Below are 19,455 nucleotides of genomic sequence, written 5' to 3' on the forward strand. Positions count from 1 at the left end.
GGCGTGGTCTCCTTCCAGCGCTCCAACGCTGGAATCAGCCGGGTTCAGCACCCCGGAGACTACGCCAACCCAATTCCAACCAATCCCGCGACGGCACCTTGTTCTTTTGCTTGGCGCACTCAAAACGCGCGCTCGTCATTGAACAATTTGCTTCCATCCCGCACAAAAACGATCTCTGTTTGCAAGAGCGCGCCATCGCAGCCCCGCTGCATGTACGAGACAAAATCATACATGCGGAACCCGTTCATCCCGGCGTATGCGATCACCTCATGCGCGAGCGGGCCATTATCGTAAATGCGCCGGAATGACACCTCCAGCAGCATCACATCGACAGATGGCAAGCATTGCCTCGCGCCCTCTAAAACTTCGAGTTCGAATCCTTGAACGTCGGCCTTGAGCAGCATCGGCGCCTGGAATCCGAACTCGTCCCGGAACGAGTCCAACGTTCGCACAGGCACGCTCCGCTTGACTCCATGGAAATCATGGCTGGGGAAAAAGCTCGATTGTGCGTCGTTGTCGTTGAGTTCGAGTTGACCGTTCCTGGAGCCGATTCCTCCGAGAAAATAGCGAACGCGATTGTCGGCGGAAGCTAAAGATTTGAGCGCCTCGCGCTTGTATTCCAATGGCTCTGCCAAAAAATACCGCGCCAATGGAAAGATCGACATGCACTCTTGTGACCAACTCCCGGTCGATGCGCCGATGTCGAGAACTGTGGCCGGCGCCCATCCTGTTCTAGCGATCTGGCGAAATGCGGCTTGAAATCCGCGCGGCCCCCATTCGGCATTGACGACGCGCGCGCCGAGTGTGGCGACTGTGCAATTGACGATATGCTTCGCATATTGACGCACCTTCATTCGCTCGCCTCGCTACTCGTTGCTGCCGCTGCAATTTGCCGCGCAGCTCGATGAATGGTCGGTGCCTCCGCAGCTTCGATGCGATCCTTTTGCTGCCCGCGGGCACCCTTTAACTCGTCGAGCTTTTCTTTCTAGGCCGCTTCTGCGGGCGCACAATCTGAGGGGGCGACGTCTGAAAAAACCCCTCACCATGTGTTTGACATCATGAATTTGTTCATTTTTGGAAGTCCCGCCGCGGCCTCCAGCCGCGCCCCTTCTCTCGACAACCAGATCGAACAAAGCGAAAGAGCGAGCAGGAAGGCTCGCTGTCCGGGATGCGCCCTTGGACCGCGAACCTTCGGACTCGCTCTCGATACTTTGCGAATGAGATTCTAAGCTATTGTTTCAACGCGTTTCCGACGCCGAGCGGCGCCCACTTCGGCTGGACCGGCTAGAGTCGCTCGCTCAGCAGAGACTTCTCCAGAGCGCCCAATTTCTCGGGAAGATCGGCGACCGTGTCCGCGAGGGCGGCGGCGAGCAGGCTCTCGGCCACCTCATGCTTATATTCGTCGAACACGGATTCGAGCGCGTCATAAGAGTCGTCGAGGATCGGCCGCGCCACGGCGACGCCGGCATGGTCGTCCGCGCAATTCGCGATGCGATCGAATCGCTTACGCGTCGCCTCCGGCAGCATCGACAAAACCGCACGCTCATAGGCCCCATCGAACATGTCCCGCAGCGCGAGAAGCGCGCGCATCAGCCGATAGAGCTCGATGACCTCGGGGCTGTTAGACGCTCTGAAAACTTGATCCATCGGAAATCCTACTTTCTCGAATTCAATAATTTCGAGTTCAACCCGGTTCGCAACGCTTGTCAAGGTTGTGGTGGGCGCGTCGCACGCGCGTCAGGGCTCTGTGTCAGGGCGCCGCGACCTGCCGGTCATGGCGGCGCTTGATCGCGTCGATCTCGTTTAGCATCGCCGTCAGCGCGTCGAGCGCGGCGCGCTCCTCCGCCGTGAGCTCGCATTGCGGATGAAAATGCTTCAATAGCACGGCCATAGCGTCGCCGATGCGGCCGAGCTGCTTGCCGTAGCTGCCGACGTCCGCGAGCACATCCTCCTCGACCCGAGGGGCGCTCGAGCGGCCGAGATTTATGTTGATGAGCCCGAATTGTCCGCCATAGGGGCTGAAGACGGCGGTCCAGGGATTGATCGTCTGGGCGACGTCGCCGGACAGAGGAAGCTTGAAATTGGCCATGAGCCGACCTCGCTGAAATGGAGCCGATCGAGCTTACCCTATTTTTTCACGAATCGATCGGCGCGCGTCCTGCTGACGCGCGCTTCGACATGATCCACAGCGCCAGTGAGCCGAGCAAAATGGACGCGCCCGAGCCGGCGAGCACGCCGATCTTGGTCGCGCGCATCGCCCCCTCGTCGGCGTCGAAGGCGATCTGGCCGATGAACAGGCTCATGGTGAAGCCGACGCCGCAGAGGACGGACACGCCGTAGAGCTGGCCCCAGCCGCTCTTGGGAGGCCGGGACGCGATGCGCGTCCCTATGGCCAGCGCGATCGCCGCGAAAACCCCGGCCTGCTTGCCGAGGAAGAGTCCGAGCGCCACGCCGAGCAGAACCGGCCCCCCGCCCGCCGCGAGATCGCCGCCGCCGAACGCCACGCCCGCATTGGCGAAACCAAAGAGCGGCAGCACGATGAAGGCGACGAAAGGCCCGAGCGCATTCTCGAGCCGGTGCAGCGGCGTATGCTCCTCCGGATCCGGCCCGGAGAGGCGCAGCGGAATCATCGCGGCGAGCAGAACGCCGGCGAGCGTCGCATGGACGCCGCTGAGCTGCACGAAATGCCACAGCGCCACGCCGAGCAGCAGATAGGGCGTGAGGAATTTCACCTCGAAGAGATTGAGGCCGAGCAGCAGAAACAAGGTCACCCCGGCGCCGAGCAGGGGCGCCGCCGACGGCTCGCCCGCATAAAAGACCGCAATGATGACGATCGCGCCGAGATCGTCGAGAATGGCGAGAGCGGTGAGAAACACTTTCAATGCGCCGGGAACGCGATCGCCGAGCAGCGCCAGCACGCCGAGCGCGAAGGCGATGTCGGTCGCCGAAGGAATCGCCCAGCCGCGCGCCGTTTGCGGCGATTGGGCGTTGAAATAGGCGAAAACCAGCGCCGGCGCGACCATGCCGCCGAGGGCTCCGACGCCCGGCAGAACGCGCGCCGACCAATGGCGCAAATGCCCATCGACGAGCTCGCGCTTGATCTCGAGGCCGACGAGCAGAAAAAATATCGCCATCAGCCCGTCATTGATCCAATGCAGCGTCGAATGACCGGCGATCGGCGCCTCGAGCAGATCGTGATAGGCTGACGCCCAAGGCGAATTGGCGAGCGCCAGCGCGACGGCCGCGCTCACCATCAGCACCACGCCGCCGGCCGCTTCGCTGGCGAGAAAACGGCGCAGCGTCGAAGGTTCCGCATGGTGCGAATGATGTTTCATGCCGCGCTCCGCCCAAGGTGAACGAGAAGCGCCACAGTTGAGCGATTTGCGCCGATCTGGCAAGGAAATCTGGATTTGAAAGCCAGATCGGCGCCCGGGCGCTCTATAATCGATGCGAGCGGATATGGACGCCAACAGGAGACGCGAATGACACTCCGCGCCATAGGCCTCATGTCCGGCACCTCCATGGACGGGGTGGACGTGGCCTTGCTCGACACGGACGGCGAAGCGCGGCTGGTCTTCGGACCGACCGGCTTTTTCCCTTATTCCGAAGCCGATCGCGATCTGCTTCGCGCCGCCCTCGCCGATGCGACGCGGCTCGCCGACCGCGAGGCGCGGCCGGGCGCGGTCGGCGCGGCCGAGCGTCTGATCACCGAGCGCCATGCGCAGGCGGTCGAATCGTTCCTGCGCGACGAGAAGCTCGATCCGGCCGCCGTCGATATCATCGGTTTTCACGGGCAGACGGTCCTGCACCGGCCCGAGCGCCGGCTGACCGTCCAGATCGGCGACGCGAAGACGCTGGCCGAGCGGCTCGGCGTCGATGTCACCTTTGATTTTCGCGCCGACGATGTGGCCGCCGGTGGCGAAGGCGCGCCATTGGTTCCGGCCTATCATCGCGCTCTGGTTGCAGCGAGCGGGATCGCAGGGCCGGCCGCCGTGATCAACATAGGCGGCGTCGCCAATGTCACTTTCGTCGATGGCGCGGCCGAGCCCGTCGCCTTCGACACCGGTCCTGGCAATGCGCTCATCGACGATGTCATGCTCGCGCGAACCGGCCAGCCGGTCGATCGCGACGGCGCGACCGCCGCCAAAGGGCGCGTCGACGAGGCCGTTCTGCAATCGCTCCTTCTTCATCCATATTTTCAAAAAACCTATCCGAAATCATTGGATAGAAATGATTTTTCATTTCACTTAACAAATAAGCTCTCGGTCGAGGACGCGGCCGCGACGCTGACCGCCTTCACTGCGGCCTCGCTCGCTCTCGCCTTCGGGCAGAGGCCTTCTGCTCCGGCGCGCGCGATCATCTGCGGCGGCGGCGTGCATAATCCGACGCTGATGGGCGAGCTCGCCCGCCGCCTCCCCTGCCCGGTCGCCACCGCGGCCGAGGTCGGCTGGATGGGCGATGCGATCGAGGCGCAGGCCTTCGCCTTTCTCGCGGTGCGTGTGCTGAACGGCCTGCCGCTGACCTTCCCCGGAACGACCGGGGTGAGCGCGCCGACCAAGGGCGGCCGGATTGTCCGATCCGATCGGACGATGCGCTAGAGTCATTCCGTGTTTCATTGAAACACGGAATGACTCTCGGCCTTTGTTTTGACGCGTTTCCAACGCCGAACCGGTGTCCACTTCGGCTGGAACGGACACTCTAAAGGACGTGAATCACGGCCGTGTACCGCAGGCGCCCGCCGTTGAATGTCCAAATCTCATATTCGACGAGGTCTTCGCCCTGAAAACCGGGCGTGGAGCGATATTCGACCTTGGCGCCCTGCGTCCCTTTGCCATTGCAATGCGCGCGCGGATTGCCGGGTGAAAAGCCCGGATAAACCACCGACCTCACGATCGTCAGACGCCCGTGCTGCGGTTCCCGCGCGACGCGAACGTCGGCGCGGCGAATGCTGGAGCAGTCCGGATCGATATTATTGCTCAGAGTGTGGAGGCGCACGAGCGCGCCCGACGCGACCGTCGCCTCCCGTCGGATGAGAATCTCGCTGCCGCCATTGGCGAAACTGACCTGTGGTCCGACGTTGCAACCCGCCAGCGCCAGAGCGAATAGGATTGCGACGCAACGCCATCGTCTCGAAATTTTCATGAAGAGCCTCCTGAAATCGGCCGCATATCGAAGATTTTCCGCGGAACAATTCGGCGCCGCCCCACTCTCCGCGCGTAGGGAGAAGCAATCGTTCAGAAACGATGAAGCAGGACAATCGCAATTGTCAAGAACCAGCCGCCTCGCACGCGCCGCCCTGTTCATTCCATATTGAAGGTTTCCAATCCAAGCTGCGGCGAGGCGAATGCAGGAGCGAAGATGCGCGCGGCCACCAATGACGACAGACGCATGACCACAAGCCGGCGCGGCCTGCTATTGGCTGCTTTCGGGCTGGCGGCTGTCGGCGCGGAAGTCTGGTCGAGAAAAGATCTCTCTGTCCGCTTCTTCAACACTCTGTCGATCGAGGCTTTCGACCTGCCGCCGACGCCGGGGCTGACTTTCGCCGATGGGCGTCCGACGCCCGGATTTGCATCCGCCGATCTCGCTGACAAGCACGCCCTGCTCTATCTTTGGGCCTCCTATTGCCCGAGTTGCCGGGCCGAGCATCATCTGGTGATGGCGCTGGCGCAAAAAGGCGTCGCCATCTACGGCGCCAATGTGAAGGACGATCCCGACCACGCCCGCAGATTTTTGGCTGAGCATGGCAATCCGTTTGTCGCGGTCGGACGGGACGAGCGCGCCTTGCTCCAGCGGGCGCTCGGCGCGCGCGGCGTTCCGGCGAGCTTCGTCGTGGCGCCGGGTCCGAAGATCGATATCGCGATTCTCGGACCGATCGACGAAGACGCGATCGCGACCCGCGTGCTGCCGGCGCTGGCCAAGGGCGCGTGAGAGCGTCGAATGCGCACATTAAATTTTCGTAATAAAGAATTGAGCGTCAGGCGGCGGCGTTTATTCCGCGCCTCTTCCAATATTGACAAAATTTAACTTGAGCTCGGAGCGCGTAGAGAAGAGTCTTCTCCCGCTCCCGCCGGTTCGCGGCTCTCTTTCTCGAGACCGCGCCCCGCCATCCGGCCCGCCCCGGCCCCGTCTCAGCGGATCGTGGGGACGGCGGGAGCGCTCCCTGCCGCAGACATGAAAATGCACGACGCCCGCATAGCGTCGCGCTCCCCTTTCGGCTCTTCGACCGTCGTCAGTCGCCACGCGCGGGAATGGCGATGCGCGGCGGATTGCCGAGACGCTTGTCGAGATAGGAATCGACATGAGCGATCAGCGGCTCGATGCGGTTCTCGAAGAAATGGTTCGCCCCCTGCACGACGGCGTGCTCGATGACGATGCCCTTCTGCGTCTTGAGCTTCTCGATGAGGCCGGTCACTTCCTTGAGCGGCGCCACGCGATCTATGTCGCCATGGATGAACAGGCCCGATGACGGGCACGGCGCCAGAAACGAGAAATCGAATCGATTGGCCGGCGGCGCGACCGAGACGAAGCCCTCTATCTCCGGCCGGCGCATCAGCAATTGCATCCCGATCCAGGAGCCGAAGGAGACGCCGGCGATCCAGCAGGCGCGCGCCTCCGGATTGACGGCCTGCGCCCAATCCAGCGCGGCCGCGGCGTCCGAGAGCTCGCCGGCTCCGTGATCGAAAGCACCCTGGCTGCGGCCGACGCCCCGGAAATTGAAGCGCAGCACGGAAAAGCCGCGCTCGGCGAAAGCGTAATAGAGATGATAGACGATCTGATTATTCATCGTGCCGCCGAATTGCGGATGCGGATGCAGCACGATGGCGATCGGCGCGCCGCGCTGCGCCGATTGATGAAAGCGGCCTTCGAGCCGGCCGGCAGGGCCGGTGAAAATGACCTCGGGCATTGAGTTCCTCGTCTCCCCCGCGCGAAAAACGCCCTATGCGGCCGAGCGGTTTTCGCCAGGGCCGAAAATGCGTTATGCTCCGGCCGGAGCGCCCCTTTCGGGCGTCCGCGCGTCCGGCGCGCTCCGAACCCGCGGCCCTTTGACGGCCGAGCGGGCCTTCTAGCATGTGTGACCTCGCTAGATGCAAGAGTTTTGAAGGTCGCGGCGCTTTCTGTCCGACCGATCGCGAGCTCGGCCGAGATCGCAATTCGCCGGCCGCAGGCCTCTCCCATTCTCGTTGCGGAACGATTAGCTTCGCCTCATGTCCGCACCGCGCGCCTATCTCGATCACAACGCCACCACGCCGCTGCGGCCGCAGGCGCGCGACGCCATGCTCGCGGCGCTGGAGACGCTCGGCAATCCGTCCTCCGTCCATGCCGAAGGCCGAGCCGCCCGCGCGCTGATCGAGGAGGCGCGCAGTGAAATCGCCGCGGGACTTGGGACGAAATCGCGCAATGTCGTCTTCACGTCCGGCTCGACCGAGGCCGCCAATCTGATTTTGACGCCTTTCTTACAACGAGACCAAACTACGGCGGAGATCGATCTGCTGCTCCTCGGCGCCGGCGAGCATCCGGCCGTTCTGGCCGGCCATCGTTTCCCCGCCGCGCGCGCCGAGACCATCGGGCTCGACGCGGAAGGCGCCCTGTCGCTCGATGCGCTGGCCGATACGCTGCAGCGCAACAAAGGCAGACGAATTCTGCTCGCCCTGCAGGCCGCCAACAATGAGACCGGAGCCATACAGCCGGTCGCCGCGGCGGCCGATCTCGTCCATGCGGCAGGCGGGCTTCTGGTCTGCGACGCCACCCAGGCGGTCGGACGGCTGGAGACCACATTCGCGGCCCGGCCGGCCGATGCTTTGTTCTTTTCCTCACATAAGATCGGGGGACCTATGGGCGCCGGAGCACTGGCGTTCGCGGAGGACCGGCTCCATATCAGAGAGGCGCTTTTGCGCGGCGGCGGCCAGGAGGGCGGACGCCGCGCCGGAACCGAGAATGTGGCCGCCATCGCCGGCTTCGCCGCGGCTTTCGCAGTCGCGAAAGACAGCATGGAAGCGGAGGCCGAAAGGCTCGGCGCGCTGCGCGACCGACTGGAGGCGAAAGTCGCGGAAATCTGGCCGGAAGCCATGTTTCTCAGCGCGAAAGGCCCGAGGCTCGCCAATACCTCCGCCTTTCTGACCCCGGGCCAGAAAGCGCAGACCTTGCTGATGGCGCTGGACGTCGAAGGGATCGCGCTCTCCTCCGGCTCGGCCTGCTCCTCGGGCAAGGTGAAAGCCTCCCATGTGCTCGCCGCTATGGGCCTCGAGGACAAAGCCGCGCTCAGGGCGAGTTTGGGCTGGAGTTCGACGGAGGAGCATGTAGATTTGTTTGGTATCGCTTTTGCAGGGGTCGCAAAGAGGATCAGGGCGCGGCGGACGGCCGCCTGAAGGGCGGCTTAGGCGGCTCTAATTTCGGCCGGCGGGCCTTGAACCCGTCGAGACGAGGAGAGGACAAATGGCGGCTCGCCAGGAGACGGTGGCGCGCGTCGAAGAGATCGACGTCGACGCATATAAATACGGCTTCACCACCGATATCGAATCCGAAAAGGCCCCGAAGGGCCTCAGCGAGGATATCGTCCGCTTCATTTCGGCAAAGAAGAACGAGCCCGAATGGCTGACCGAGTGGCGGCTCGAGGCCTATCGGCGCTGGCTGACGATGGAGGAGCCCAAATGGGCTCGCGTCGATTATCCCGCGATCGACTATCAGGACCTCTATTACTATTCCGCGCCGAAATCGACGCCCGGCCCCAAGTCGCTGGACGAGGTCGATCCGGAGCTGCTGCGCACCTATGAGAAGCTCGGCATTCCGCTGCGCGAGCAGGAGGCGCTCGCCGGCGTCGAGCAGCGCAAGGTCGCTGTGGACGCGGTGTTCGACTCGGTCTCGGTGGCGACGACCTTCCGCGAGGAGCTCTCCAAGGCCGGCGTGATCTTCTGCCCGATCTCGGAAGCGGTGCGCGAGCATCCCGAGCTGGTGCGCAAATATCTCGGCTCAGTCGTTCCGGTGACGGATAATTTCTACGCCACGCTGAACTCCGCCGTCTTCTCGGACGGGTCTTTCGTCTACATCCCGCCGGGCGTACGCTGCCCGATGGAGCTGTCGACCTATTTCCGCATCAACGAGAAGAACACGGGACAGTTCGAGCGCACGCTGATCATCGCCGACGCCGGCTCCTATGTCAGCTATCTCGAAGGCTGCACGGCCCCGAAGCGCGACGAGAACCAGCTGCACGCCGCCGTGGTCGAGCTCGTCGCTCTCGACGACGCCGAGATCAAATATTCGACGGTGCAGAACTGGTATCCCGGCGACAGCGAGGGCAAGGGCGGCATCTACAACTTCGTGACGAAGCGCGGCGATTGCCGCGGCAAGAACTCGCATATCTCCTGGACGCAGGTGGAGACGGGCTCCGCGGTGACGTGGAAATATCCGTCGTGCATTCTGCGCGGCGATAATTCGCAAGGCGAGTTCTATTCGATCGCAGTGTCGAACGGCTATCAGCAGGTCGACAGCGGCACGAAGATGATCCATCTCGGCAAGAACACCAAGAGCCGCATCATCTCCAAGGGCATTTCGGCCGGCAATTCGCAGAACACCTATCGTGGACAGGTGTCGGCGCATCGCAAGGCGGAAGGCGCGCGCAATTTCACAAATTGCGACAGCCTGCTCATCGGCGACAAATGCGGCGCGCATACTGTGCCCTATCTCGAGTCGAAGAACGCCTCCGCCGTGTTCGAGCATGAGGCGACGACGTCGAAAATCTCCGAGGACCAGCTGTTCTATTGCATGCAGCGCGGCCTCTCCGAAGAAGAGGCGACGGCGCTCATCGTCAATGGTTTCGTGCGCGACGTTCTGCAGAAGCTGCCGATGGAATTCGCAGTGGAAGCGCAGAAACTGATTGCAGTGAGCCTCGAAGGCAGCGTCGGTTGACGTATCGATGAGCAAAGAGGCGCTCTGCGTTTATTGAGCGCCTCTTTACGAGGCAGGCGGGCGACGAAACGGCCCCGATTGAGCGGCCTCCGATTTGCAACGTCCCTCGCACGACAGCGAACAGCCAACAGGACGACACCATGATCGAAATCAAGAATCTCCACGTCTCCATCGGCGAGCGTAAAATTCTCGACGGGCTGAACCTCACGGTGAAGGACGGCGAAGTGGCGGCCATCATGGGGCCGAACGGCACCGGCAAATCCACGCTCTCCTATGTCATCTCCGGCCGCGAGGGCTATGACGTCACCGAGGGCGAGGTGCTGCTCGACGGCGAGAATATTCTGGGCCTCGAGCCGCATGAGCGCGCCGCCAAGGGCGTGTTCCTCGCCTTCCAATATCCAGTCGAGATTCCGGGCGTCGCGACGATGACCTTCCTCAAGGCCGCCGTGAACGCGCAGCGCCGCTCGCGCGGCGAGGAAGAGCTGCAGACGCCGGACTTCATGAAGCTGATCCGCGAGGCCTCCACCAAGCTCGGCATCAACATGGACATGCTGAAGCGCGCGCTCAACGTCGGCTTCTCCGGCGGCGAGAAGAAGCGCATGGACATTCTGCAGATGAGCCTGCTGCAGCCCAAATTCGGCATTCTCGACGAGACCGACTCCGGCCTCGACATCGACGCTCTGCGCATCGTCTCCGAAGGCGTGAACGCGCTGCGCTCGCCGAACCGCGGCTTCCTCGTCATCACCCATTATCAGCGCCTGCTCGACTACATCAAGCCGGACACTGTGCATGTGATGGCCAAGGGCAAGATCCAGAAGACCGGCGGGCCGGAACTCGCGCTCGAGCTTGAGAAGAGCGGCTATCGCGATTATGTCGGCGAAGCGGCGTGAGGGTGAGATCATGACCGTGCAGGCGATCGACAAGAAGAGCGAGGCCGAGACGGCCTTCGCCGGCGCCTTCGAGGCGATGAAGGGCAAGGGCGCGCCCGCGTTGCGCCAGGCCTCGTGGGAGTTCTTCACGCGCAAAGGGCTGCCGACGCGTCGCGTCGAGGCGTGGCACTACACCGATCTGCGCGCCTCTCTGCGGACAGTCGCGCCGCTCGGCGCGCCCGGAGCGATCACGCTGCCGCCGACGACCCTCGGCCGTGTGCGTCTCGTCGTCGCCGACGGCGCCTTCCGTCCCGATCTGTCCGATGTCGCGTCTCTGCCGGCCGGCGTCGAGCTCTCCTCTCTCGCCGATGTCCTCGCCAAGGAGGACGCTTCCGTCCTCACGGCGCTGGGCCTGCCGGAGAACGCCGGGGCCGACGCCGTCATCGCTCTCAATGCGGCGCTGATGCAGGACGGCGTGGTGCTGCGCATCGCTCCGGCGACAGAAGTCGCCGAGACGATCGAGATATTGTTGCTCTCCTCCGGCGGCGAGGCCTGCTCCTCCTTCACGCGCTCGCTCGTCATCGTCGGCGACGGCGCCAAGGCGAAGATCGTCGAGACCTCGCTCGCCCTCTCGCCCTCCGGCGCGCAGGAGAACCACGTTCTCGCTTTCGCGATCGGCGCGGGCGCCGAGGTCGAGCATATCGCCGACATCGGCCCGCAATCGGAATCCGCCATCCGCCTGTTCAGCCTGCTGATCACGGCGCAGGCGAAAGCCGCGTTCAAATCGCTCGGCTTCGTCGAAGGCGGCGGCTTGGTGCGCCGGCAGATCTTCGCGCGGCTCGCCGGCGAGGAGGCGAGCGTCTCGCTCGACGGAATCTCCCTGCTCGGCGGCAAGGATCACGCGGATACGACGCTCGTCGTCGAACATGCCGCGGCTCATTGCCAGAGCCGCGAGCGTTTCCGCAGCGTGCTCGACGGTCAGTCGACCGGCGTGTTCCAAGGCAAGGTGGTGGTGCGCCCGGGCGCGCAGAAGACCGACGGCTCCATGCAGTCGCGGGCTCTGCTGCTCAGCGAGAACGCCACGATGAACAATAAGCCGGAGCTGGAGATTTTCGCCGACGACGTCGTTTGCGGCCATGGCGCCACTTGCGGACGCCTCGACGCCGACCAGCTCTTCTATCTGGTAGCGCGCGGCCTGCCCAAGCATGAGGCCGAGGCGCTGCTGATCGAAGGCTTCGCCGGCGAGATCGTCGAGGCGCTCGGCGAGGAAGCGGTGCGCGACATCTATTTCGAGCGCATCCGCAGCTGGCTCGGCAAGCGAGGGGGAGCGAAGTGAACCAGCCGCTCTTGGCCGAGGCCACGCCCGCCTATGATGTCGAGGCGATCCGCCGCGACTTTCCGATCCTCGCCGAGAAGCCCTATGGCAAGGATCTCGTCTATCTCGACAACGCCGCCTCGGCGCAGAAGCCGCGGCAAGTGATCGAGCGCATCTCCCAGGTCTACGAGCACGAATACGCCAATGTGCATCGCGGCCTGCATTATCTCGCCAATGCGGCGACCGACGCCTATGAGGGCGCGCGCGAGACTTTGCGCCGCTTCCTCAACGCGGAGAATCGCGAGGAGATCATCTTCACGCGCGGCGCGACGGAGGCGATCAATCTCGTCGCCTCCTCTTATGGCCTCGCCCATATCGGCGAGGGCGATGAGATCATCCTCTCGATCATGGAACACCACTCCAATATCGTGCCCTGGCATTTCCTGCGCGAGCGCAAGGGCGCGGTGCTGAAATGGATCGAGACCGACGATGACGGCGTCTTCTCGCTCGAGGATTTCGAGAAGCTCATCACGCCGAAGACCAAGATTGTCGCGCTGACGCATATGTCCAATGTGCTGGCGGCGCCGACGCCGATCGCCGATATCGTGCGCATCGCCCATTCTCATGGCGTGCCGGTGCTCGTCGACGGCTCGCAGGGCGCGGTGCATCTCGATGTCGACGTGCGCGCGCTGGACGTCGATTTCTACATCGTCACCGGCCATAAGCTCTACGGACCGACTGGCATCGGCGCTCTCTATGGCAAGCGCGAATGGCTCGAGAAGCTGCCGCCCTTCGCCGGTGGCGGCGAGATGATCGAGACGGTCACGCGCGACTATGTGACCTACAACACGCCGCCGCATCGCTTCGAGGCCGGCACGCCGCCCATCGTGCAGGCGGCGGGGCTCGGCGCGGCGCTCGAATATATGCAGAAGATCGGCCGCCCGGCGATCCGCGCCCATGAGGCCGACCTCACCGCCTATGCGCATGAGCGCCTCTCCGATATACCGGGGCTTCGAATCTTCGGTCACGCCAAGGACAAGGGACCGATCGTCGCTTTCGACATGCCTGAGGCCCATGCTCACGACATAGCGACCGTCATCGACCGCTCCGGCGTCGCCGTTCGCGCCGGAACCCATTGCGCCATGCCGCTGTTGCAGCGCTTCAACGTCACCTCCACCTGCCGCGCTTCTTTCGCAATGTATAATACGCGCGACGAGGTCGACCGCCTGGCGGAAGCGCTGCTGAAAGCAAAGGCGCTGTTTTCTTGATGAGGAGACAGAATCGTGACCAAGACCGATGACGCGGTGGAGCCGCAGGAAGTCGTGACCGGTCGGGAGCTGACACGGGATGAGCAGCAGTCCCTGCCCGCGGGCCGATCGAAGGAAGAGGTCGAACGGCTGACGCAAGGCATTGTCGCCGCGCTGAAGACCGTGCAGGATCCCGAGATCCCCGCCGATATTTTCGAGCTCGGCCTGATTTACAATATCGACATCACGCCCGAGGACGTCGTCTATATCGACATGACCTTGACTGCGCCGGGCTGTCCCGTCGCCGGCCAGATCGTCGAGCAGGTGCAGAGCTCGGTGAGCCTCGTGCCGGGCGTGATGGCCGTCATCGTCAAGCTCGTCTTCGAGCCGCCATGGGACCAGAGCCGCATGTCGGACGAAGCGCGCATGACGCTCGATATGTGGTGAGAGTGAGGAGAGCCGATGGACGCGCCCGCGCCGAAGATCGACGGGTGTCTCGAGACGGCTCTCTATGTCGAGGATTTGGCGCGCGCCTCGCATTTCTATGAGGACGCGCTCGGCCTCGAGCCAATGTTCGCCGATCAGCGGCTCATAGCCTATGATTGCGGCCCGCGCAGCGTGCTTTTGTTGTTCGCGCGGGAAACAATGAGCGAGGCGGTGGTTCTGCCGGGGGGCGAGATACCGCCGCACGAAGGTCGCGGGCGCCTGCATTTCGCGCTCGCGATCCGGCCCGACGATCTCGGCCTGTGGGAGCGGCGGCTCGCAGAGAGGAATGTGCCGATCGAAGCGCGGATGGAGTGGCCGCGCGGCGGGCGGAGCCTCTATTTCCGCGATCCCGACGACAATCTCGTCGAGCTGGCGACGCCGGGCATATGGAAGAATTATTGATCGCGACGTCGGGCCGCGCATTCACGCGGCAGACGAAGGGATGTAGGGAGCGAACAGATGAACGTCATGAGCCTCAGCGATTCCGCGGCGGAGCGCGTGCGCGGCCTGCTCGCCGGCGCCGAGAACGCCAATATCGGCCTGCGCATCTCCGTGGAGAAGAGCGGTTGCGCCGGCATGGCCTATAAGATGGAGTTGGCCGAGCCCTCGCCGGGCGACGAGGTGATCGAGGAAAAAGGCGCGCGCGTCATCGTCGCCGGCCAGGCGGTCATCTATCTGCTCGGCACGCGCATGGATCTCGATGTGCAGCAATTCTCGTCGAGCTTCGTGTTCCAGAACCCGAACCAGACCTCGGCCTGCGGCTGCGGCGAGAGCGTGGAGCTCAACCCGGTCGATCCGAGCGCGGTCGAGAAGCATGTGAGCGGCTGAGTCCGTCTCGCGCGGAGCGGAGGCGACGAGGCGGTCGGAAAAATCGTCCTTCGCTCTGCCCCGCGACACCCGCAAAACGGATTGCGCCCAGCCGCGTAAGGCGCTAGGCCGCAGGCTCGAAATCGAGCGCGGGATATCGCAATGGCGGCAGGACAAAAAGGTCTCACTTACGCCCAGGCCGGCGTCGACATAGACGCCGGAAATCGGCTGGTGGACCTCATCCGCCCCGCCGTGCGCTCGACGCGCCGGCCAGGCGCGGATGGCGAGATCGGCGGCTTCGGCGGCCTCTTCGACCTCAAGGCGGCGGGTTTTTCCGATCCCGTTCTGGTCGCCGCCAACGACGGCGTCGGCACCAAGATCAAGATCGCGATCGAGTCCGGCCTTCATGACACGATCGGCGTCGATCTCGTCGCAATGTGCGTCAACGATCTCGTCGTGCAGGGCGCCGAGCCTCTGTTTTTCCTCGACTATTACGCGAGTGGCAAGCTCGAGCCGGGCGCCGCGGCGGCCGTCGTCTCGGGGATCGCCGCCGGCTGCGTCGAGGCCGGCTGCGCGCTGCTCGGCGGCGAGACGGCGGAAATGCCGGGCCTCTATTCCAAGGGCGATTATGATCTCGCGGGCTTCGCCGTCGGCGCGGCCGAGCGCTCCCGCCTGCTGCCGCGCGCCGAGGTGAGGGAAGGCGATCTTCTGTTCGGCCTGCCCTCCTCCGGCGCCCATTCCAACGGCTTCTCGCTCATTCGCCGCATCGTCGCCGAGTCGGGCCTCGCCTGGGACGCGCCCGCGCCCTTCGCCGCCGGGAGGACGCTGGCCGAGGCGCTGCTCACGCCGACGCGCATCTATGTGAAGCCGCTGCTCGCGGCGTTGAAGCGCAGCGAGAAAATTCTCGCCCTCGCCCATATTACCGGCGGCGGCTTTCCCGACAATCTGCCGCGCGTACTGCCGAAGGGGCTGGGCGCCTCCCTCGATCTCGGCGCATTTCGCCCGCCGCCGGTCTTCTCCTGGCTCGCGCTGACGGGCGGCGTCGCGGAAGCCGAAATGCTACGCACATTCAACTGCGGAATCGGCATGGTCGTGGTCGTCGCCAAAGACGGCGCGGACGAAGCCGTCGCGGCGCTGCGCGAAGCGGGCGAGACGCCGATCGCCATAGGCGAAATTGCGGCGACCGGCGACGGGCCGCGCGTCGTCACGCGCGGGAATCTACCGCTGTGAGCCGGCGGCTGCGCACTGCGATCCTCATTTCCGGGCGCGGCTCCAATATGGACGCTCTGATCGAGGCGGCCCGCGCGCCGGATTTTCCGGCCGAGATCGCGCTCGTCGTCTCCAATCGCCCGGAAGCCGTCGGACTCGCCAAAGCCAAAGCGGCGGGCGTCGCCGTCGCCGCCGTCGATCATAAGATCTACGCCGGCCGGGAGGAGTTCGAGCGCTCGCTACAGATCGTGCTGGAGACGCATCGAATCGAGTTTCTCTGTCTCGCCGGCTTCATGCGTCTGCTGACGCCCTGGTTCATCGGCCAATGGCGCGGGCGTATGCTCAATATCCACCCGGCCCTGCTTCCGGCCTTTCGCGGCCTGCACACACATGAGCGGGCGCTCGCCGCTGGCGTGAAAATTCACGGCTGCACGGTCCATTTCGTCGTCCCGGAAATGGATGAGGGGCCGATCGTTGCCCAGGCGGCAGTCGCCGTGCTCGATTCCGATACGCCGGAGAGTCTCGGGACGCGCGTGCTCGAGCAGGAGCATCTGCTCTATTCGCGGGCGTTGCGGCTCGTCGCCTCCGGCGCCGTCAGGGCGGAGGGCAATCGCGTGCTCGGCGCGAGCGCGTCGCCGCAGCCGGCGCTCACTGTCCCCTTCTCCGGCTGATCCCTGCGCGGGCACGCGGCGCCCGGGCCAAAACCATGGCCGAAGGGATAGGACGCGCCGCCCTTGCAGGGGCTCGGAAGCGCGAACCAGCAGAGATAGACGCCGAAAGCCAAAAGCTTGGCGAGGCCGAGCGCGCCATCGAAGGGCGTCGCTACGAGCAGAATCGCGAGCGCCAGCAAGCCTGTCGCCCTAGCCCCCCAGTCGACCCAGCGTTTCGTCATCATATCGCCCTCGCCGCCATCGCGCGCGGATCAGCCCCAATGTTAACGCAAAGATACGAGACTTACTTGCCTTTGCCCGTCGAGAATAGGGTCTTTGCAGCTTCTCGATCATATTCTCGAAGTGGCTTCCGCAAAGAGGTTTCGACAATGATAAAATTATACTCGTTCGGCCCTTATTTCGGCCTTCCGGATGCAAGCCCCTTTGTGCTCAAGACCATGGCGCTGCTGAAATTCGCCGGTCTTCGATACAGCGAAGATCACTCCGGCTACGGCCGCGCACCCAAGGGCAAGCTGCCTTATATCGATGACGAGGGAAAAATCGTCGCCGATTCCACCTTTATCCGCCTCTATCTCGAAAAGACCTATGGCATGGATTTCGACGCAGGCCTCACGCCGGAGCAGCGCGCCGCCGGCTGGGCCGTCGAGAAAATGCTGGAAGAACATTATTATTGGCTGATGGTGCAGGCCCGCTGGATCGACGATGGCAATTTCGAGCGTGGTCCGGCGAAATTTTTCGCGCGCGTTCCGGCGCTCGTTCGCCCGCTCATAAAGGCGCTGATCCGAAAGAAGATCGCCCGCTGCCTCACGGCGCAGGGCCTCGGGCGGCATTCGAATGAGGAGCTCGCCGAATTGGCGCGTCGCGACGTGGACGCGCTCTCAATTCTGCTCGGCGACAAGCCCTATCTCTTCGGCGCGGCGCCGAGTGCAGCCGACGCCACGGCCTTCGCCATGGTGGCGGAATCGCTCGTTCCCGAACTCGAATCGCCGCTCCGCGACGCGGTGGCGAGCAAGCCCAATCTCGTGGCTTACCGAGACAGGCTGCTCGCCGCCTATTTTCCGAATTATGTCGCGGCCTGAAAAATCAGCCGACGATCTCATTGCCCGAGAAGAACTGCGGGATCTCGATCGCCGCCGTCTCCGGCGCATCGGAGCCATGCACGGAATTCTCGCCGATGGAGACGGCGAATTCCTTGCGGATCGTGCCCGGATCGGCGCTGGCCGGATTGGTCGCGCCCATCACGGCGCGATATTTGGCGATGGCGCCCTCGCCTTCCAGAACCTGGACGACGACCGGGCCGGAGATGATCGAGTCGATCAGCTCGCCGAAGAAGGGGCGCTCCTTGTGGACGCCGTAGAAGGTCTCGGCTTGCTCGCGCGTCATCTGAATGCGCTTCTGCGCCACGATGCGGAGCCCGGCGTCCTCGATGAGGGCGTTGATCTTGCCGGTCAGATTACGCTTGGTGGCGTCCGGCTTGATGATGGAGAATGTGCGTTCGGTCGCCATGGGCGCGTCTTCTCGTCGAGTTCGAGGATGGGAAAGATCGCGGCGCTTATAGCTGTCGGCCGAACGCCCGGCAACCCGGCCGGAGCGGCGACAATTTTCCTTTTGACCGCAACCGCGCGGCGTCGCGGCGAATTGCTCGTGGCGGCGAGCGCTGATATGGCCAGATTGCTCGCTTCACGCTTCGACTTGAGAGGAACGCCCGGACATGTCTTCCACGCCGCGCCCGCTCGTCGCCGGAAATTGGAAAATGCACGGGCTTTCGGCGTCGCTCGGCGAGATCGAGGCGGTAGCGGGCGGCTATGACGCGGCTCTGCGCGAAAAAGTGGAGCTGGCGATCTGTCCGCCGGCCACTCTGCTGGAGCGCGCGTCGCGACTCCTCGCCGGGGCCGAAATCGCGCTCGGCGGCCAGGATTGCCACGAAAGGCCGAGCGGCGCCCATACGGGGGATATATCGGCTGAAATGCTGGCCGACGCCGGCGCTTCCTATGTGATCGTCGGCCATAGCGAGCGTCGCGCGGATCATGGCGAGAGCGACGCGCTGATCCGCGCCAAGGCGCTGGCGGGCCTGCGCGCCGGGCTCTCGCCCATCGTCTGCGTCGGCGAGACTCGCGCCGAGCGCGACGCCGGCCGCGCATCCGCGATCGTCGAGGCGCAGCTCGACGGCTCGCTGCCGCGCCGCGCCGCGCCAGACAAATTGGTTGTCGCCTATGAGCCCGTATGGGCGATCGGCAGCGGCCTCACGCCGACGCCTCTCGACGTTGCCGAAATGCACGCCGCCATCCGCGCCCGGCTCGTCATACACTTCGGCACCGGCGCCGCGGCGACGCGCATTCTCTATGGCGGCTCGGTGAAGGCCGCCAACGCCGCCGAGCTGCTGCGCGTGAAAAATGTCGATGGCGCGCTCGTCGGCGGCGCCTCTCTGACCGCGAAGGAATTTCTGGAAATCGCCGAAATCTATCGCTGAGCGGCGACGTTCTCGCAATCGTTTCGCGATAGGGTCTCGAAGCGTAACGGCGTCTTCGCCATTTTTCATTCGCTTTCATTGCTCGCGAGGAGATTTTCAATGTCCTACACTCTCATCGTCGCGACCTTCGTCGTCACCACCTCCCAGGCCGCCGGCGCCGTGGCGACCAACGCCATTCCCGGCTATGCGACGGAAGAAAAATGCGTCGAGGCCGCGCGCAAGCTGCAGCCGCGCGCCTCCTTCGGAATAGCGGCCGAAGGCAGGGAGAACGGCTCGCCGTTGAATACGCGCATGACCGGATATTCGGGGCTCTGCGTGCCGGCGCCTTGACTCTCTCCCCCTCTCCGCTTTAACTCTGCCGTCATGACCCTCGCCCGCTCTACGCGCTACTACTGGTACTTTAGCTATCCTGCGCCGGCGGCGACGGGAGGCGAACGCGTGTGACTTGAAGTAACGCGAAGCCTGAAAACCCCGAGAG

At 64.1% G+C, this 19,455-nt stretch carries 22 protein-coding genes; 15 read left to right on the forward strand and 7 right to left on the reverse strand.

Annotated elements, in window-relative coordinates; translation table 11 throughout:
• Nucleotides 1-119 precede the first annotated feature (119 nt).
• The 4 genes from C5689_RS15515 to nhaA all read right to left on the reverse strand — a co-directional run bounded on the left by C5689_RS15515 (nucleotide 120) and on the right by nhaA (nucleotide 3,335).
• The gene (locus tag C5689_RS15515; RefSeq protein ID WP_108918168.1) at nucleotides 120-854 is read right to left on the reverse strand and encodes an FkbM family methyltransferase; all 735 of its coding nucleotides are present in this window, start codon (nucleotides 852-854) and stop codon (nucleotides 120-122) included.
• A 430-nt stretch (nucleotides 855-1,284) separates the two neighbouring features.
• A complete protein-coding gene (locus tag C5689_RS15520; RefSeq protein WP_108918169.1) occupies nucleotides 1,285-1,647 on the reverse strand; it encodes a magnesium transporter CorA family protein in 363 nt (120 codons plus the stop codon).
• A gap of 103 nt (nucleotides 1,648-1,750) precedes the next feature.
• Nucleotides 1,751-2,089, reverse strand: a complete 339-nt coding sequence (locus C5689_RS15525; protein ID WP_108918170.1) for a hypothetical protein — start codon at nucleotides 2,087-2,089, stop codon at nucleotides 1,751-1,753.
• A 46-nt stretch (nucleotides 2,090-2,135) separates the two neighbouring features.
• Nucleotides 2,136-3,335: a Na+/H+ antiporter NhaA gene (gene nhaA / locus C5689_RS15530; RefSeq protein WP_167398732.1), complete on the reverse strand. Its 1,200-nt coding sequence runs from the start codon at nucleotides 3,333-3,335 to the stop codon at nucleotides 2,136-2,138.
• A 147-nt stretch (nucleotides 3,336-3,482) separates the two neighbouring features.
• Between nhaA and C5689_RS15535 the strand changes: the two genes are divergently transcribed.
• A complete protein-coding gene (locus C5689_RS15535) occupies nucleotides 3,483-4,598 on the forward strand; it encodes an anhydro-N-acetylmuramic acid kinase (protein WP_108918171.1) in 1,116 nt (371 codons plus the stop codon).
• Nucleotides 4,599-4,698: 100 nt separating this feature from the next.
• On the opposite strand, the gene C5689_RS15540 is transcribed toward C5689_RS15535, so the two are convergent.
• The gene (locus C5689_RS15540; RefSeq protein ID WP_108918172.1) at nucleotides 4,699-5,142 is read right to left on the reverse strand and encodes a hypothetical protein; all 444 of its coding nucleotides are present in this window, start codon (nucleotides 5,140-5,142) and stop codon (nucleotides 4,699-4,701) included.
• 246 nt (nucleotides 5,143-5,388) lie between these two features.
• Between C5689_RS15540 and C5689_RS15545 the strand changes: the two genes are divergently transcribed.
• Entirely contained in the window at nucleotides 5,389-5,928 is a 540-nt protein-coding gene (locus C5689_RS15545; protein ID WP_244594743.1) for a redoxin family protein, read from the forward strand.
• Between the two features lie 301 nt (nucleotides 5,929-6,229).
• On the opposite strand, the gene C5689_RS15550 is transcribed toward C5689_RS15545, so the two are convergent.
• Entirely contained in the window at nucleotides 6,230-6,904 is a 675-nt protein-coding gene (locus C5689_RS15550; RefSeq protein ID WP_108918173.1) for an alpha/beta hydrolase, read from the reverse strand.
• Nucleotides 6,905-7,205: 301 nt separating this feature from the next.
• Here C5689_RS15550 and C5689_RS15555 point away from each other — a divergent pair, with 301 nt between their 5' ends.
• From C5689_RS15555 to C5689_RS15605, 11 genes are all read left to right on the forward strand, one after another.
• Nucleotides 7,206-8,366: a cysteine desulfurase family protein gene (locus C5689_RS15555; protein ID WP_108918174.1), complete on the forward strand. Its 1,161-nt coding sequence runs from the start codon at nucleotides 7,206-7,208 to the stop codon at nucleotides 8,364-8,366.
• Between the two features lie 67 nt (nucleotides 8,367-8,433).
• Nucleotides 8,434-9,903, forward strand: coding sequence for a Fe-S cluster assembly protein SufB (gene sufB, locus C5689_RS15560; protein ID WP_108918175.1), 1,470 nt, complete (start codon nucleotides 8,434-8,436; stop codon nucleotides 9,901-9,903).
• A gap of 140 nt (nucleotides 9,904-10,043) precedes the next feature.
• Complete coding sequence (sufC, locus tag C5689_RS15565) at nucleotides 10,044-10,793, forward strand: Fe-S cluster assembly ATPase SufC (protein WP_018265276.1); 750 nt, start codon at nucleotides 10,044-10,046, stop codon at nucleotides 10,791-10,793.
• Complete coding sequence (sufD, locus tag C5689_RS15570; RefSeq protein WP_108918176.1) at nucleotides 10,774-12,108, forward strand: Fe-S cluster assembly protein SufD; 1,335 nt, start codon at nucleotides 10,774-10,776, stop codon at nucleotides 12,106-12,108. Before sufC ends, sufD begins: the two co-directional genes overlap by 20 nt.
• Nucleotides 12,105-13,355, forward strand: a complete 1,251-nt coding sequence (locus tag C5689_RS15575) for a cysteine desulfurase (RefSeq protein WP_108918177.1) — start codon at nucleotides 12,105-12,107, stop codon at nucleotides 13,353-13,355. Before sufD ends, C5689_RS15575 begins: the two co-directional genes overlap by 4 nt.
• 69 nt (nucleotides 13,356-13,424) lie before the next feature.
• Nucleotides 13,425-13,781, forward strand: coding sequence for an iron-sulfur cluster assembly protein (locus C5689_RS15580; protein WP_026598750.1), 357 nt, complete (start codon nucleotides 13,425-13,427; stop codon nucleotides 13,779-13,781).
• Between the two features lie 15 nt (nucleotides 13,782-13,796).
• A complete protein-coding gene (locus C5689_RS15585) occupies nucleotides 13,797-14,222 on the forward strand; it encodes a VOC family protein (protein WP_108918178.1) in 426 nt (141 codons plus the stop codon).
• 57 nt (nucleotides 14,223-14,279) lie between these two features.
• Nucleotides 14,280-14,648: a HesB/IscA family protein gene (locus C5689_RS15590; RefSeq protein WP_024880062.1), complete on the forward strand. Its 369-nt coding sequence runs from the start codon at nucleotides 14,280-14,282 to the stop codon at nucleotides 14,646-14,648.
• A 141-nt stretch (nucleotides 14,649-14,789) separates the two neighbouring features.
• On the forward strand, nucleotides 14,790-15,857 hold the full coding sequence (purM, locus tag C5689_RS15595) for a phosphoribosylformylglycinamidine cyclo-ligase (RefSeq protein WP_108918179.1): 1,068 nt from the start codon (nucleotides 14,790-14,792) through the stop codon (nucleotides 15,855-15,857).
• Nucleotides 15,854-16,507: a phosphoribosylglycinamide formyltransferase gene (gene purN / locus C5689_RS15600; protein WP_108918180.1), complete on the forward strand. Its 654-nt coding sequence runs from the start codon at nucleotides 15,854-15,856 to the stop codon at nucleotides 16,505-16,507. The genes purM and purN overlap by 4 nt, the downstream gene beginning before the upstream one ends.
• 368 nt (nucleotides 16,508-16,875) lie before the next feature.
• Nucleotides 16,876-17,586 (forward strand): glutathione S-transferase family protein, encoded by a 711-nt coding sequence (locus C5689_RS15605; protein WP_108918181.1) that lies wholly within the window; start codon nucleotides 16,876-16,878, stop codon nucleotides 17,584-17,586.
• Nucleotides 17,587-17,590: 4 nt separating this feature from the next.
• Here C5689_RS15605 and ndk read toward each other — a convergent pair whose 3' ends face one another.
• A complete protein-coding gene (ndk, locus tag C5689_RS15610) occupies nucleotides 17,591-18,013 on the reverse strand; it encodes a nucleoside-diphosphate kinase (RefSeq protein ID WP_108918182.1) in 423 nt (140 codons plus the stop codon).
• A gap of 205 nt (nucleotides 18,014-18,218) precedes the next feature.
• On the opposite strand from ndk, the gene tpiA reads away from it, so the two are divergent.
• Entirely contained in the window at nucleotides 18,219-18,977 is a 759-nt protein-coding gene (gene tpiA / locus C5689_RS15615) for a triose-phosphate isomerase (protein WP_108918183.1), read from the forward strand.
• Between the two features lie 99 nt (nucleotides 18,978-19,076).
• On the forward strand, nucleotides 19,077-19,307 hold the full coding sequence (locus C5689_RS15620; RefSeq protein ID WP_108918184.1) for a hypothetical protein: 231 nt from the start codon (nucleotides 19,077-19,079) through the stop codon (nucleotides 19,305-19,307).
• Nucleotides 19,308-19,455: the final 148 nt, after the last annotated feature.

Source organism: Methylosinus sporium, from assembly GCF_003113265.1.
GTDB lineage: Bacteria > Pseudomonadota > Alphaproteobacteria > Rhizobiales > Beijerinckiaceae > Methylosinus > Methylosinus sporium.